This window comes from Pseudomonas sp. MWU13-3659 (assembly GCF_023757525.1).
Classification (GTDB): Bacteria; Pseudomonadota; Gammaproteobacteria; order Pseudomonadales; family Pseudomonadaceae; genus Aquipseudomonas; species Aquipseudomonas entomophila_E.
On the sequence record NZ_JAMSHW010000002.1, the window covers coordinates 307698 to 321100 of the forward strand.

At 62.3% G+C, this 13403-nt stretch carries 16 protein-coding genes; 8 read left to right on the top strand and 8 right to left on the bottom strand.

The window, feature by feature from the left end:
* Positions 1-64 precede the first annotated feature (64 nt).
* Together NGM28_RS28785 and NGM28_RS03880 are read right to left on the bottom strand one after the other, a co-directional pair.
* Complete coding sequence (locus NGM28_RS28785) at positions 65-394, bottom strand: phage virion morphogenesis family protein (protein WP_353620508.1); 330 nt, start codon at positions 392-394, stop codon at positions 65-67.
* Positions 395-427: 33 nt separating this feature from the next.
* Positions 428-1474, bottom strand: a complete 1047-nt coding sequence (locus NGM28_RS03880) for a sensor domain-containing diguanylate cyclase (protein WP_252088753.1) — start codon at positions 1472-1474, stop codon at positions 428-430.
* Positions 1475-1781: 307 nt separating this feature from the next.
* On the opposite strand from NGM28_RS03880, the gene NGM28_RS03885 reads away from it, so the two are divergent.
* From NGM28_RS03885 to NGM28_RS03895, 3 genes are all read left to right on the top strand, one after another.
* Positions 1782-1964: a hypothetical protein gene (locus NGM28_RS03885; RefSeq protein ID WP_240063397.1), complete on the top strand. Its 183-nt coding sequence runs from the start codon at positions 1782-1784 to the stop codon at positions 1962-1964.
* Between the two features lie 306 nt (positions 1965-2270).
* Positions 2271-3131 carry an RNA ligase family protein gene (locus NGM28_RS03890; RefSeq protein WP_252088754.1) on the top strand — a complete coding sequence of 287 codons (861 nt, stop codon included), beginning with the start codon at positions 2271-2273 and terminating at the stop codon, positions 3129-3131.
* A 14-nt stretch (positions 3132-3145) separates the two neighbouring features.
* The gene (locus tag NGM28_RS03895) at positions 3146-4291 is read left to right on the top strand and encodes an AAA family ATPase (RefSeq protein ID WP_240063399.1); all 1146 of its coding nucleotides are present in this window, start codon (positions 3146-3148) and stop codon (positions 4289-4291) included.
* A 70-nt stretch (positions 4292-4361) separates the two neighbouring features.
* Here the strand turns inward: NGM28_RS03895 and NGM28_RS03900 are convergent, their stop codons facing one another.
* A complete protein-coding gene (locus tag NGM28_RS03900) occupies positions 4362-4790 on the bottom strand; it encodes an anti-virulence regulator CigR family protein (RefSeq protein ID WP_252088755.1) in 429 nt (142 codons plus the stop codon).
* A gap of 121 nt (positions 4791-4911) precedes the next feature.
* Here NGM28_RS03900 and fos point away from each other — a divergent pair, with 121 nt between their 5' ends.
* Positions 4912-5322 carry a fosfomycin resistance glutathione transferase gene (gene fos / locus NGM28_RS03905; RefSeq protein ID WP_252088756.1) on the top strand — a complete coding sequence of 137 codons (411 nt, stop codon included), beginning with the start codon at positions 4912-4914 and terminating at the stop codon, positions 5320-5322.
* An 11-nt stretch (positions 5323-5333) separates the two neighbouring features.
* On the opposite strand, the gene NGM28_RS03910 is transcribed toward fos, so the two are convergent.
* The gene (locus NGM28_RS03910; RefSeq protein WP_240063402.1) at positions 5334-5519 is read right to left on the bottom strand and encodes a hypothetical protein; all 186 of its coding nucleotides are present in this window, start codon (positions 5517-5519) and stop codon (positions 5334-5336) included.
* A gap of 355 nt (positions 5520-5874) precedes the next feature.
* Between NGM28_RS03910 and NGM28_RS03915 the strand changes: the two genes are divergently transcribed.
* Complete coding sequence (locus tag NGM28_RS03915) at positions 5875-6372, top strand: GNAT family N-acetyltransferase (RefSeq protein WP_252088757.1); 498 nt, start codon at positions 5875-5877, stop codon at positions 6370-6372.
* Positions 6373-6418: 46 nt separating this feature from the next.
* The gene (locus tag NGM28_RS03920; RefSeq protein ID WP_240063404.1) at positions 6419-6772 is read left to right on the top strand and encodes an SH3 domain-containing protein; all 354 of its coding nucleotides are present in this window, start codon (positions 6419-6421) and stop codon (positions 6770-6772) included.
* Between the two features lie 2 nt (positions 6773-6774).
* On the opposite strand, the gene NGM28_RS03925 is transcribed toward NGM28_RS03920, so the two are convergent.
* Positions 6775-7335 carry a cysteine hydrolase family protein gene (locus NGM28_RS03925; protein WP_252088758.1) on the bottom strand — a complete coding sequence of 187 codons (561 nt, stop codon included), beginning with the start codon at positions 7333-7335 and terminating at the stop codon, positions 6775-6777.
* Positions 7336-7850: 515 nt separating this feature from the next.
* Between NGM28_RS03925 and NGM28_RS03930 the strand changes: the two genes are divergently transcribed.
* Positions 7851-8045 carry a hypothetical protein gene (locus tag NGM28_RS03930; protein WP_240063406.1) on the top strand — a complete coding sequence of 65 codons (195 nt, stop codon included), beginning with the start codon at positions 7851-7853 and terminating at the stop codon, positions 8043-8045.
* 129 nt (positions 8046-8174) lie between these two features.
* On the opposite strand, the gene NGM28_RS03935 is transcribed toward NGM28_RS03930, so the two are convergent.
* Positions 8175-9080 carry a LysR family transcriptional regulator gene (locus NGM28_RS03935; protein WP_240063407.1) on the bottom strand — a complete coding sequence of 302 codons (906 nt, stop codon included), beginning with the start codon at positions 9078-9080 and terminating at the stop codon, positions 8175-8177.
* A gap of 98 nt (positions 9081-9178) precedes the next feature.
* On the opposite strand from NGM28_RS03935, the gene NGM28_RS03940 reads away from it, so the two are divergent.
* A complete protein-coding gene (locus tag NGM28_RS03940; RefSeq protein ID WP_240063408.1) occupies positions 9179-9940 on the top strand; it encodes a sulfite exporter TauE/SafE family protein in 762 nt (253 codons plus the stop codon).
* A gap of 1 nt (position 9941) precedes the next feature.
* Here the strand turns inward: NGM28_RS03940 and NGM28_RS03945 are convergent, their stop codons facing one another.
* Both NGM28_RS03945 and NGM28_RS03950 read right to left on the bottom strand, forming a co-directional pair.
* Positions 9942-11366: a GGDEF domain-containing protein gene (locus NGM28_RS03945; protein WP_240063409.1), complete on the bottom strand. Its 1425-nt coding sequence runs from the start codon at positions 11364-11366 to the stop codon at positions 9942-9944.
* Between the two features lie 115 nt (positions 11367-11481).
* Positions 11482-13311 carry an SLC13 family permease gene (locus tag NGM28_RS03950; protein WP_240063410.1) on the bottom strand — a complete coding sequence of 610 codons (1830 nt, stop codon included), beginning with the start codon at positions 13309-13311 and terminating at the stop codon, positions 11482-11484.
* Positions 13312-13403: the final 92 nt, after the last annotated feature.

Genomic DNA, 13403 nt, shown 5'->3' on the forward strand with positions numbered 1-13403 from the left:
AGCAGCTTGGTAGCGAAGCTCTGCTAAGCCGGGCGCGGAGACTAGCATACCGCAAGGTCCACACCTAAAGAGACAGATGGCTGGCCAGGATGTTTCGGATAGTTTCGAGGGCAGTCTCTGTGAAGCCCGGCAGTTGTCGGCGTTCATACCGCACGGCAGGTGCACCAAGCGCCGGGCGGTTCCTCAAGCCTTTCTGATGGACATTGGCGATCCTGGCGACCCGGCCGGTGAAGCCAACCGTTACGCCCGCAGCTTCACTCCGCGGCTTAGGTAGATTGCCGTGCACTGCTTCTGGAACATTTTCACAGTGCGGCCCACACGACCCTTCCTGCCCCGCAATTGGCGGGCTTGACTGAGCGCCAAAGTGGAGCGCGCGCTGAGGCCAGTTCGACACCAGCGCGGTTGGTCAGTTGTTTGATCCTACAATTCAATGATCCACAGCCGGCGCAGGCATATAGACAACTTGGTCACGCCCCCCCTGTTTGGCTGCATAGAGTCCGCTGTCAGCGCGCCGCAGTGCTTCATCGATCTGTTCGCTATCGGTAAGTAGAGTGCATCCAATACTGACGCTCACCCTCAACGGACCGCTGTTGAGTTGCACCGGTCTGCTGCCGATGAGTAGCCGCACGCGCTCCGCGATCAGCATCAGTTCTTCACGGTCATTTACCCGCAACAGGGCGACGAATTCCTCACCGCCCTGGCGCACCAGAAGGTCATCGGGACGAAGCGCAGCGCGCAGGCGACGCGCACACTCGCAGAGCACCAGGTCGCCCTCGGCGTGACCATGCTTGTCGTTGACAGACTTGAAATGGTCAAGGTCCGCATAAACAGCGCCCAACTGTAGACCTTTTTCCTCTGCCAGGCGCCGTTCACGATCCTGGAAGGCCGCCAGCGCGCCGCGGTTCCATAGCTGTGTAAGTGGATCAAGTAAAGCCTTGCGTTGCTCACGGTCCATTTCCAATCGAAGGTCGCGGTTGGCCTGTATCAAACTGCGTAGCTGTAGATAGCCCTCTGCAAGTGTCGCGAGATCCCTGAAGTTGGATTGTTGGGCCTCGCTCAGAAGGCGCGGGCGAGGGCCGAACATGCATAGGGTGCCGATGGCTTTGCCGTTCCCAGCACGCAAGGGGTGGCCGGCATAGAAGCGGATATAGGGTGCGCCCAGCACCAGCGGATTATCGGCGAATCGCGGATCGTTCTCGGCGTCCGGTACCAGCAAGGTGTCTTCACCCAGAATGGCATAGCCACAGAAGGATACATCGCGTGGGGTCTCACTCACGTCTAGCCCGATCCTGGCCTTGAACCACTGTCGATCTTGATCGATCAGGCTGATAAGCACTGTGTCCACGTGTGCAACTTCCTGGGTGAGCCGCACCAGGGTATCGAGGTAATGCTCAGCCGGCGTATCCAGCACATTCATCTCATCAAGGGTACGTTGCCGAAGTGTTTCGTCAGTCGGTATGGGGCAGACCGGCATGTCTTTTCTCCGTCCATGGGTAGGTGGCGTCAGCGGAAAGCAAGCTTTTGACGCCTAGACATGAAGTACTTTAGCCAGATGAGAGCATTAGATCGAAGCCAGTTTTGGCAATCGAACACCTGGTTCACCAACCCCGCCACATCCGGCCCGTCCTGGCTGATCTACTTCGCGTAATACCCGAAAATCATGGTCGTCGAGTTGTGCCCAATCGCCAATTATCAGTATTCCTGGCGTGCTTTGCGTGGGTACGGGATCTCTCGCCGCGACGCGTCTAGAATCTTGATAGACGGGGGTGGTGAGGTGAGTCATGCGTTACTCGAAAATTCGACCGTTTCTGTGGTGGGCTGCCGCACTGCAGTTTTTTGCCATCTTGGCGGCCATTGAGCACAAGGCGTGGGATGTCGTGTTCATCTGCCTGATGGTGATAGGGGTCGGGGTATGGTTCGCCAGGAATGCGCAGCGGCTGGAGACACCCAAGCAGCACAGCTGATCACGCCGATACCTGCTCAAGATGCTCTTGCAGCATCTGTCGCCGGCTCGCAGTTGGAAGTTGCGCAGTGGCACATGGCTGGTATGGCTTGACCCAACACGGCCATTTGCTGTTGAATGCCCGCCCTAAAGCCCCCACAACCTTTCCCCCAAGTGGTGAAACCAGTGCCCTACGCCAGCCAACACGCCTGATACCGACGACGGTCCATCGTGCCTGATGGCTGCCCGCGCCTGTGCGCGGCGGCGCTTCATCGCTGTGCCTGCCTGATCCTGTCGTCGGTTTTTCCCTATTTGAATGGAGAAACCCATGAACATGGATTTTCGTGCCGACGCGCACACCCTCGAACTGCTCAAGTACCCCCGCACGCCGCATCTGGAAGGCTCGCGCCTGCAGGATGGTGACACCGATGCGGGTCAGGTCCGCTATGCCTCTCTGGCCGGCCAATGGCTGGTGGTGGAAGAAAAACTCGACGGCGCCAACGCCGGTATCAGCTTCACCGAAGGCGGTGAGCTGCGCCTGCAGTCGCGCGGTCATTACCTCACCGGCGGTGGTCGCGAACGCCAGTTCAACCTGTTCAAGCAATGGGCCGTGGCCCACGAGCGCTGGTTGCTGGAACGCCTGGAAGACCGCTTCGTGCTGTATGGCGAGTGGCTGCACAAGAAACACTCGGTGTTCTACGACCACCTGCCGCACTACTTTTGCGAGTTCGACATCTGGGACCGCGGCACCGGGCTGTTCCTGTCCACCGCAGCGCGCCGACGCTTGCTCGAGGCCGGGCCGGTGCTGTCGGTGCCGGTGTTGTACGAAGGCCCGGCGCCGCGCCGTTATGCGGACCTGATGGCGCTGGTCGGTGATTCGCTGGCCAAGACTGCACGGTGGCGAGAGGTGTTCGAGCAGGTAGTGAGCCGCGAAGGCCTCGACCTGGCCCGCGCCTGGCGCCAGTGCGACCGCTCCAGCCGCATGGAGGGCCTGTACCTGAAGCTCGAGGACGAGCAGCAGACCCTGGGGCGGCTCAAGTGGGTTCGCCAGGACTTCGTCCAGGCCATCCTCGATGCCGACCAGCACCATGCCAACCAACCGTTCATCCCTAATCAACTGGCCGACGGCGTCGACCTGTACGCGCCTTGCCTGTCCATGGACTGGCAGGGCCCGCGCCACGGCTACTGAAGGAGCATCCCGAAATGGATATTCGACAACTGCAACAACTGGTGCCCGAGCCCGGGCACGACATGGACGCCACGGCCTGCCTGGCGGCCATTCCGGCGCTGGCACGCTTGGCCGATACACCGCAGGACCCGACCTACCACGCGGAGGGCGATGTGTGGACCCACACCCGCCTGGTGGTCGAGGCGCTGCTGGCACAACCCGCCTATCAGCAGGCCACCGCCGAGCAGCGCCTGGTGCTGTTCTTCGCGGCGTTGTTGCACGACATCGCCAAACCCGACACCACGGTGATTGACCCGGAAACCGGGCGTATCGGCCAGCCCGGCCACTCGCGCCGGGGCGCGGTGGATGCACGGTTGCTGTTATGGCGCGCGGGCGTGCCGTTCGACCTGCGTGAGCAGATCTGCCGCATCATCGCCGTACACCAGTTGCCGTTCTTTGCATTGCAGGGGGATCGCAGCGGGCGCAGCGCGGAGTTCCTGCTGCACAAGCTGTCGTGGGAGCTACCGGTGTGGATGCTCTGCGCGGTGGCCGAAGCCGACATGCAGGGCCGTCACTACGCCGGCAAGGCCGATGTGCTGACCGCCATCGAGCTGTGGAAGGAGCTGGCGGCCGAGGAGGGCTGCCTGCACGGGCCGCGGGCGTTCGCCGACGACTACACGCGCATCCAGTACCTGCGCGGTGCGCGGGTGCACCCCGATTACTCGCTGCACGAACCGGAGGGCTCGCAGGTGGTGATGCTCTCGGGCCTGCCGGCCAGTGGCAAGGACACCTGGACCGCGCGGCATCATCCGGACCTGCCGGTGGTGTCGTTCGACGACGCGCGTCAGGCTTTGGGATTGCGCCATGGGCAGAACGAGGGGGCCGCCGCGCATTACGCCATCGACCGGGCCAAGGCCTTGTTGCGGGAGCAGCGGCCGTTCGTTTGGAACTCGACGCACCTGTCGGCGCAGATGCGCAGCCGTACCCTGGACTTGCTCTACGGTTACGGCGCGCGGGTGGAGATCGTCTACTTGGAGCGCCGCGAAGCCGAGATCATGCGCCGCAACCAGCGACGTGACACCTCACTGCGCAACGACGATATCCGCCGCATGCTGTTCAAGTGGGAAGTGCCATTGCCGACCGAGGCGCACCGGGTCACGTATCAAGCCGTGACAGCTTGACTGGACCCGCATCACGAAAGCCCTGGCGCACAGGGCTTTCGCGATTCCATGTGCCCGTGGCCAAGCGCGTTCAGTCCAGCACATTGTGCAGGACCTCATAGATCACGCCGGTGGCAATCGTCACCAACAGCAGGTCCGTTCCGGCCTGTCGCCATTCATAGCCGTCGTAATGCGGAAGCTTCCCCATTAGCCGGCCATCCAGCTTTTTGGCGATACCCGGCGGCAGTGGCTTACCCCGTTCAAGGTTCTTCTGTACGCCAGGCGGTAACGCCGAGCCACGGCTCCAGTACTCGCGGTTGTCATCGAGCACGACCCGCACCCCACCCAGGTCCACGGATGGGCCGCCATGCCAGTCGCTACCGTTCTGTGGGTGGCCCTGACCGCCATGCGGGTTGCCTTTGTCATGGCCCTTTCCCTTGCCTGGATCCGCCAGCAAGGTAGGGGGCGCGCAAACAAGGGCCAGGCTCAATGCTGCAGTGAACACCGATTCAAGCTTCATTAATAGCTACCTCTGGACGGCTTCCCTATCAGCAAAGAGCGTAGTCAGTCTCTTGAGCCGTGCAGACATTTCACTGCCTGTGGCCTACAGTCCAGCGGTCAATCTTTCCAGAGTCTCTTCCATGCTGACGGGCTTCAATCACCTCACCCTCGCCGTAAGCCAATTGCCTCGAAGCATCGTGTTCTATCAGCAAACACTGGGCTTCAGGTTGCACGCGAGCTGGAAGGCAGGGGCCTATCTCAGCCTGGGTGACCTGTGGCTCTGCCTGTCATTGGACGAAGTGCGTGCGGCAGACTTGCCGCGCAACTACACGCACTACGCATTCTCCATCGAGCAGGTACATTTCCGTGCTTTCGCGCAACGTTTGCGTGAACGGGAAGTTCCGCTGTGGAAGCAGGACAGTAGCGAAGGTGATTCGCTCTACTTCCTCGACCCCGACGGTCATCAACTGGAAGCGCATGTCGGCGACTTGGCGTCGCGTTTGGCGGCGTGCCGCGCCAGCCCCTACAGCGAGATGGTGTTTTACGACTGACCCGTGTCAGATCACTGCAAGGTGGTCGGCTTGAAGGCTTGCGAAGTCGTGATCAATCCCTGTTCCAGCCTGGCAATGATACGCGCCAGCTCGTCCGCGCGCTTCAGGTCCCCGCTTGCCTTCAATTGTGCGTGGTCCTTGCGCATGTTCAGCAGGCATTTTTGTAGCCCCAGTGCGGAAGCATCGTAGTTTTCCATCGTGTTCTCACTTGGCGTGGCATCCGTGCCGTTGTAGGAAAGTGGCGACGGTATCAGCTCAATTCAGCATTCAATACTGATTATTCATACACGGGCGAGGGGGCAAAGCGAAATGTCCTACTTCACGAAAAGATCGGTCCTACAGTGTGTTCGTCGAGAATGTTTCCACGTGCTTCCAACCAATTAACTGCAGGCCATGAACCTTGCGGCCTTGCGCCGAAAAGGGGGGGTATGCATGGATGTTTTGGGTTGGCGGTGCTTGCGGGTCCCTGCTGAAAAGATATGTTGCAAATCAGCGCGGCAGGACAACTTCCGTTAGCATGTCGCGCTCTGTTTCCAGCCATCCGGACACCCCATGAGTTCCCTGACCTTCCGCCAGGCCACGCCACACGATGTGGACCGTTGTTACCAGATCGAAACCACCGCCTACGAGGGCGACGAAGCCGCCACTCGGGAAAAGATTGCCACGCGCATCGCCCAGTATCCGCAAGGTTTCCTGATTCTGGAGCTGGACGACCAGGTGATCGGCTTCATCAACAGTGGTTGCGCCCATGAAGTCGTGATGTCCGATGAAGCTTTCAAGGAACTGGTCGGGCATGATCCTCAGGCCCCCAACGTGGTGATCATGTCGGTGGTGCTGGACCCGGCACACCAGGGCCAGGGCCAGGGCCATGCCGGGCGCTTGATGGCGCGCTTCGTCGAGCAGATGCGCGAGCGCGGCAAGGCGACTATCCACTTGATGTGCAAGGACCGGCATGTCGGCCTCTACGAGAAGTTGGGCTACCGCTATGTCCGCCCATCGGCCTCCGACCACGGTGGCATGGCCTGGCACGAGATGGTCATGGTGCTCTGAGTCAGGTCTGCTAGCATCGACGCTTTTCGCAGCCAGGGAGAGGCTTGTGAAGTACGTCGTGATAGCACCCCACCGCAGTGAATACCCTGCACCCATCACCTTCGCCAGGGATACCCTGCTGGAAATAGGCCAGCGCTACGAGGGCGACGAGCACTGGGAGGACTGGTACCTGTGCAGTTGCGCGGGGCAGGCCCCGGGCTGGGTGCCGGCCCAGGTCATCGAGCGGCTCGGTGTTGGACGGGGCAGGGCACTGGAAGCCTACAGCGCCCACGAACTGGACATCGATCCTGGCCAGATGGTCGAGGGCCTGCGGCCGTTGAACGGTTGGCTGTGGTGCCGCAGCCTGCGTAGTGGCGAGCTGGGTTGGCTGCCGTTGGCGAAGCTGCGGCTGATGGCCTGAGCTCAGTTGGCGGCCAGTACAATGGCGCTGTCGATGATGCAGGCATAGTCCATGGCCAGGTTGCTCAGCGACAAGGTATGCACCTCTTCGGCGGTCCATCTGCGGCCCTGCAGATCCTGCTGGTCGAAGGTGTAGCAGGCATCGCTGACCACCACGGTGGCGAAACCCAGGTTGCCGGCCGAGCGCGCGGTCGACCCCACCGAATTGTTGGTGATCACCCCAACGATCACCAGTTTGGTGATGCCGCGCACCAGCAGCCAGTGCTCAAGGCCACTCTGGCAGAACGCATCGGGCACTTGCTTGGTGAAGACGGCCTCGTTGGCCAGTGGCGTGAACGCGGGCTGGAACTCGCAACCAGGCTGTCCGGGCCAGAACACCGAATCGGGGCCGCGCGAGGCGTGCCGTACATGCACCACAGGGCGGCCACGCAGGCGCCAGGCCGCCAGCAATTCGTGCATGCGCAGCTCCGCCTCAGGATTGTTGCGCCGACCGAGGCGAGGGTGGTTGATACCGGCTTGCATGTCGATGATCAGCAGGGTGGCGTTCCTGGTGAGAATAGTCATGCGCGGGGCGCTTTTCGGTGTGTATCGCGGACCGCAGCACAGCTTGCCCAAGTAGCGGATCAGTGATGCATCTGATCCGCTTTTTTTCCGCGAACCTGCATCTGTAACCGTATCAGCCAAGCACCGACAATAGCGACCAGGCCCAGCCTTGCGAACCGGCGTGCTGGGCAGGTTGGCCTAGCTCGGCCGGCCCCGCCGATTAGTCATCACATTGTAGAGGTTCCAATGGGCAAGCTCGCTCTGTTCCTGGGTGGTTTTCTGCTGCTGACCATCATGATTGGCCTGCTGGGAACCATTCCGCCAAGCTGACACGCACATTTTCCTTGTTTCAGCCCGCCTCGCCGCAAGGCGGGCTCGATCCTTCCCCCAGGCTTTCAAGCCGTCTTTTTGCAGTTGTCTGGACAAGCGGTAGCTGCAAGTCATTCTCAAGTGCAGGGCGCTCGTGTAATCTCGCGCCCCCATCTACCAGGTCCGGGCACACGGGCCAATCACCTGCCTTGGAGTCGAAGCTCACTATGGAATGCAAGAAAGGCACTGCAGCGATGCTGGAGTGGCGCGGTCGTTTTCTTGGAGAAGGTATCCTGCACGAAGAAGATTATGACCAGGCACTGCGCCGTGCCGAGGCGTTGGAGCGTTCCGGGGTGATCAGCCCAAGCGAGTGGATTGAACTGGTCAGGCTGGCCAATGCGGCCTTGTTGCGATTGCGATAAACCCTACAGCCCCTGCTGAAACTGTCCACAAAAATCGTGGGTAGGTCTGTGGATAAAACGCTACAGGCCAGTATTTGTAGGGGGTCTGTTAGATTGAGCAGAATTTGAACAGCGATTTCACGCAGGTGTTTACGGCCGAGGGTGAGCCTCACGCAAGGCCTGCAGCAGTTCGCGAACCCGTGCAGGCATATTGCCTGCGGGGTACACCGCATGCATCTGCGGGTCATGGCCGCTGCTGGATGTCAGGTGATATTCCGGGCATATCTTCACCAGGCGACCAGCCTGAACGTGTGGCTCGGCCAGCCAGTCGGCCAATCGCGCGATACCAGCGCCCGCCAACGTACTTTGCAATACGGCGACGCCCGAACCCAGCCGTAACCGTGGTTGTGGGCGCAGGCTGGTGATCTGGCCGTCGCGGCAGAAGTGCCAGGCCTTGAGGATGCGCGGGGCGGTGTGCAGGATCAGTGCGTGCCGCTCCAGTTCATCCAGCGTTGTGGGTGTGCCTGCGCTCGCCAGATAGCCTGGGCTGGCGTAGAGATAGCGACGATAAGCCCACAGCGGGTAGCCGATCAGTTCACTGGATTGCGGAAACGCCCCGCGGATGACGAAGTCGAACTTGCCCTGCAACGGGTCGAGCGCCTGGTCACCGAACTGCACATCGAGGGTCACTTTCGGGTGGCGCTGGGAAAAATCGGCCAGCACCGAGGGCAATACATGCTGGGCCAGCACCTCGGGTGCGGCCAGGCGGATCCAGCCCTGGGCCGAGCCGGTCAGTGCCGCGAGCTCGTCGGCGGCATCACGTTGCACATCCAGCAAACGCTCGGCGTGGGGCAGCAGCCGCTCACCGGCCTCGGTCAGGCTGACGGCAGTGGCGCTGCGATTGAACAGCTTGGCACCGGTATTGTCCTCGAGCGCCTGCACTGCTCGAGTCACGGCGCTGGGCGAACGTCCCAGCGAACGGGCGGCGCTGATGAAGCTGCGTTTGTGCGCAACGCTGACGAAGGCTTGTATCTCTCGCAACATGTCCAGGGCCATGGGCTTTCTCATTGCAGTTTTTGCAATGTGGCATTTCAACACAAGCGCGATGCTTTGATTAGTCTGGCGGCCTGTTTTCCGCTGCCCGGATGTTCAACATGATGGATATTGCCCTGCTTTCACTGTTCGCCTTCGCCGCTGGCTTGATCGATGCCGCCGTGGGAGGTGGCGGGCTGATCCAGATCCCGGCGCTGTTCAACGTGTTGCCGAACGCACAACCTGCCGCGTTGCTGGGTAGCAACAAGCTGGCTTCGGTGTGCGGCACAAGCTTTGCCGCGCGCTCGTTCATTCGCAAGGTGAAGTTGGACTGGGGGCTGATCGTGCCTGCGGCGTTGAGCGCCTTCGTCATGTCGTTCTGCGGCGCGGCCACGGTATCGTTGGTGCCAGCCAGTGTGATGAGGCCGATGGTGCTGGTGCTGATCGTGCTGATGGCGGTCTACACCTTCTGCAAGAAGGATTTCGGCACCTTGCACAAGCCCACCGTGATCGGCCGCAAGGAACAATGTCTGGCGGTACTGATCGGTGGCGCCATCGGTTTCTACGACGGGCTGTTCGGTCCGGGCACCGGCAGCTTCCTGATCTTCCTGTTCATCCGCTTCTTCGCCCTGGACTTCCTGCATGCCTCGGCGTCGGCGAAGCTGGTCAATATCGCCACCAACCTGGCCGCGCTGGTGTTCTTCATCCCTTCCGGCAATGTGCTGTGGGCCATCGCCCTGCCCATGGCGGTGTTCAACATTCTCGGCGCACTGACGGGAACCTGGCTGGCAGTGCGCAAGGGGGCGGGCTTTGTGCGGGGGCTGTTCCTGGTCCTGCTCTGCGTGCTGATTGCCAAGCTGAGCTGGGACCTGTTGGCCAGTTGACTCAGACCAGCTGGCGCAGTGTCTCGGCTTGCTCGATACGATTGCGGCCATGCGCTTTGGCCCGGTACAGGGCCAGGTCGGCCTGGGCCAGCAGTTCGTCGAGGCTGGACGATGGATGCTCGATGGAGCAACCCGCCAGGCCGATGCTGACGGTAATCTGCAAGCGTTGATCAGCTTGGCTGATGTGCAGGTCCTGCACCGTGCGGCGCAGGCGTTCGGCGCTGAACCTGGCCTGCTCGGGCGCCAGCCCAGGCATGACGATGGCGAACTCTTCCCCTCCCAGGCGGGCGAACAGTTCGCCTTCGTGCAACTGATCCTGCAGGGCCAGGGAGAATTGACGCAGCACCTGGTCGCCGAGTGCATGGCCATGGCGGTCGTTGATGCTCTTGAAGTGGTCGATGTCGAGCATCATCAAGGTCAGCGGCATGGGCTGCGCATCCCGCTGGCGGCTCTCCAGCAGGGTGTTGGCACGCTGGGTGAACGCGCTGCGGGTGAGGGCGCCGGTCAGGTGATCGATGGATGCCTGGTGCGCCAACCGGGCCATCAGGTTGCGGTTGGCGCTGCTCACACAGGCCAGTACCAGCGGGCCCAGCACGAGCATGGCGATGCCCAGCCGCGCCGACATCAGCGCGGTGACCCCAGCCTCGCTCTGCGGCACGCTGAAATGCATGAGGTTCTGCGCCACGGCGACGATCAGTGTGCTACCGGCGGTCAGCGCCAACAGCGAAACCAGGAAGGGCGTGTAGCTCAACGCACACCATAACAGCGCGGCGACGGGGAAGGCGATGGCGCCGGGGCCGCCGAAGGCGATGCTCAGGGCAAGGGAGGCCAGCAGCACCAGTAGCGGCGCGATAGGGATTGACTGGCTGCCGCTGCGTGTCAGGGCGCGCGGCGAGGGCGCGGTGAGCAGCACCGGCAATACCAGCACGCTGGTGGAGAACTGCTCACTGAACCAGGCCAGCCAGGTGGCACGCAAGGATTGCTCGAACCACGGTGTGGCCATCACGCAGGCCAGGCTGGCGGCCACTGCGGCACCGGCGGCGCAAGCGCCGAACAGGCAAAGCGTGCCATGTGGTGTTCGCAAGCGACGGTGCTGGCGCGGTAGGCGAGCTACCAGGTACCAGATAGTAGCAATGGCGCCCAGGTTGCACAGATTGAACCACAGGGCCGGTTGCCAGGCTGTACCGCAGGCCAGGTCGGCGATGACCATGGCCAGGTAGACCAGGCCGAAACCTGCTGGCTTGGCCTGGCGGGGGTTGCGCAGCAACACGCCGGCGAGCACCGCATTGACCGGCCAGAACAGCGAAAGGGACTCGATCGGCCGGGCCAGTATGCCGCCCAGGGTCAGTGCCAGGGTCAGGCCGAACAGGATCAGGGCAGGCAGCAGGCGCGATGTGACTGGAGACACCATAGGCTCGACCGGCAAGCGAGGACGGAATCCAGGAAAGCGGCTGTAGGCACCTGGGATGATGTCGTGTCAGTGTCTTTCAAGTCGCCAATTGATGTCAATTCACGGAAAACCGTGGGGATATTGCCAGGGATTACAAGTTGAACACCCAGGGCACCATCAGTACGGTCACCAGCATGACCAGCAGCGTGAAGGGCACGCCAACCTTGACGAAGTCGGCGAAGCGATATTGGCCTGGGCCGAGTACCAGGGTATTGACCGGTGACGAGACCGGCGTCATGAAGGCCGCCGAAGCGGCCAGGGCCACGGTCATGGCGAAGGGGTAGGGCGACATGCCCAATTGCTGGGCCGTGCTGATCGCCACCGGGGCCATCAGCACCGCGGTGGCGGTGTTGGAGATGAACAGGCCGATCAGCGCGGTGAGGGCGAACAGGCAGCCGAGGATCACGCCGGGGCCGGCGCCACCGAGCAGGCCGACCAGCGCCCCGACCGCCAGGTCGATGCCACCGGTCTTCTGCAGCGCCAAGGCGAAGGGCAGCATGCCGACGATCAGCACCAGGCTCTGCCAGTGGATGGCGCGGTAGGCGCTGTTCATGTCGATGCAGCGGCCGGCACCCATCAGCAGGCAGCCGATCAGTGCGGCGATGACATTGGGTACCAGGCCACTGACCATCAGCCCGACCATCACCGCCAGGCTGATCAACGCGTAGGGCGCGCGGGCGCGTGCCGGCGCCACCTGGTCGATCTCGGCGGGCAGGCTGAGCACCAGGAAGTCACGTGGCTTGCCTTGCAGTTGGCGCACCGCTTTCCAGGGGCCGACCACCAGCAGGGTGTCGCCCAGGCGCAGCTTTTCTTCCACCAGTTGCCCTTCGATGGCCACCTGGTCGCGGCGCAGGCCGACCACATTGAGGTCGTAGCGGGTACGGAAGGCCAGTTCGAGAATGGTCTTGCCGATCAGTTGCGAGCCGGGCGGTAGTGAAATCTCGGCCATGCCCACTTCCTGGGACTGGTCGATGAAGTAAGCCGCCTTGAAGTGCAGCGGCTCGAGCAGCATGCCCTGGCACAGGCTGCGCAGGTCGTCGCGATTGGCGAACAGGTCGAGCAGCAGGATGTCGCCTTGCTGCAGCAGCGTGCCGGAGTCGGCGGGGATCACCCGAGTGGTGAACTTGTGCTGGCGCTCGATGCCCACCACGTTGGCGCCGTGGCGGGTGCGCAGCTCCAGTTCGCCCAGCGTGTGGCCGATCAGCGGCGAGTGCGGGCGGATGCGCAAGCGCCGCTCGCGGCCGCTGAGCTTGTAGTCCAGGACCAGGTCGAGCAGGGTGCGACGGGTTTCCACCCGGCCATCCTTGCGTACTTCGCCATTGAGCCAGTGGCGGGTCAGCAGCATATAGCCGATGCCCAGCACCAGCACCACCAGGCCGAAGGGGGTAAAGCTGAAGAAGTTGAAGCCCTGTTCGCCGTGGCGTACCAGCTCACTGTGCACCACCACGTTCGGGGGCGTGGCCACGAGGCTGAGCATGCCGCTGATCAGGCCGGCGAAACTCAGGGGCATCATCAGGCGGCTGGGCGAGAGCTGCAAGCGCGCGGCAATGCTCAGCACCACCGGGATGAAAATGGCGACCACGCCGGTAGAACTCATCACCGAGCCAAGGCCGGCCACCGCGATCATCAGCAGCACCAGCAGGCGTGCCTCGCTGTTGCCCGCGCGTTCGCTCATCCATTCGCCGATACGGTAGGCGATGCCGGTGCGGACCAGCCCTTCGCCGATCACGAACAGCGCGGCGATTAGCACCACGTTCGGGTCGCTGAAGCCAGCCAAGGCCTGTTCCACGGTCAGGATGCCGGTCAGCGGCAGCGCGAGGATCACCAACAAGGCGACCACATCCATGCGCGGGCGGTTGATGATGAACAGGAAGACGACAACGGCGAGTAGGCCGAGGACCCAGAGCAGCTCATGGTTCATGGGGGGAGGGGATTCCTTCACACAAAGTCACGAAAGGCGATGCCACCAGTGTGGCAGCTTGGCGTGAAGGGGGTGTTGACGTGTTGCAGTAT

What these genes read in the sequence shown, in the direction of transcription:
- NGM28_RS03880 (WP_252088753.1), bottom strand. Translation starts at nt 1,474, where the DNA reads ATGCCGGTCTGCCCCATACCGACTGACGAAACACTTCGGCAACGTACC.
- NGM28_RS03885 (WP_240063397.1), top strand. Translation starts at nt 1,782, where the DNA reads ATGCGTTACTCGAAAATTCGACCGTTTCTGTGGTGGGCTGCCGCACTG.
- NGM28_RS03890 (WP_252088754.1), top strand. Translation starts at nt 2,271, where the DNA reads ATGAACATGGATTTTCGTGCCGACGCGCACACCCTCGAACTGCTCAAG.
- NGM28_RS03895 (WP_240063399.1), top strand. Translation starts at nt 3,146, where the DNA reads ATGGATATTCGACAACTGCAACAACTGGTGCCCGAGCCCGGGCACGAC.
- NGM28_RS03900 (WP_252088755.1), bottom strand. Translation starts at nt 4,790, where the DNA reads ATGAAGCTTGAATCGGTGTTCACTGCAGCATTGAGCCTGGCCCTTGTT.
- fos (WP_252088756.1), top strand. Translation starts at nt 4,912, where the DNA reads ATGCTGACGGGCTTCAATCACCTCACCCTCGCCGTAAGCCAATTGCCT.
- NGM28_RS03910 (WP_240063402.1), bottom strand. Translation starts at nt 5,519, where the DNA reads ATGGAAAACTACGATGCTTCCGCACTGGGGCTACAAAAATGCCTGCTG.
- NGM28_RS03915 (WP_252088757.1), top strand. Translation starts at nt 5,875, where the DNA reads ATGAGTTCCCTGACCTTCCGCCAGGCCACGCCACACGATGTGGACCGT.
- NGM28_RS03925 (WP_252088758.1), bottom strand. Translation starts at nt 7,335, where the DNA reads ATGACTATTCTCACCAGGAACGCCACCCTGCTGATCATCGACATGCAA.
- NGM28_RS03930 (WP_240063406.1), top strand. Translation starts at nt 7,851, where the DNA reads ATGGAATGCAAGAAAGGCACTGCAGCGATGCTGGAGTGGCGCGGTCGT.
- NGM28_RS03935 (WP_240063407.1), bottom strand. Translation starts at nt 9,080, where the DNA reads ATGGCCCTGGACATGTTGCGAGAGATACAAGCCTTCGTCAGCGTTGCG.
- NGM28_RS03940 (WP_240063408.1), top strand. Translation starts at nt 9,179, where the DNA reads ATGATGGATATTGCCCTGCTTTCACTGTTCGCCTTCGCCGCTGGCTTG.
- NGM28_RS03950 (WP_240063410.1), bottom strand. Translation starts at nt 13,311, where the DNA reads ATGAACCATGAGCTGCTCTGGGTCCTCGGCCTACTCGCCGTTGTCGTC.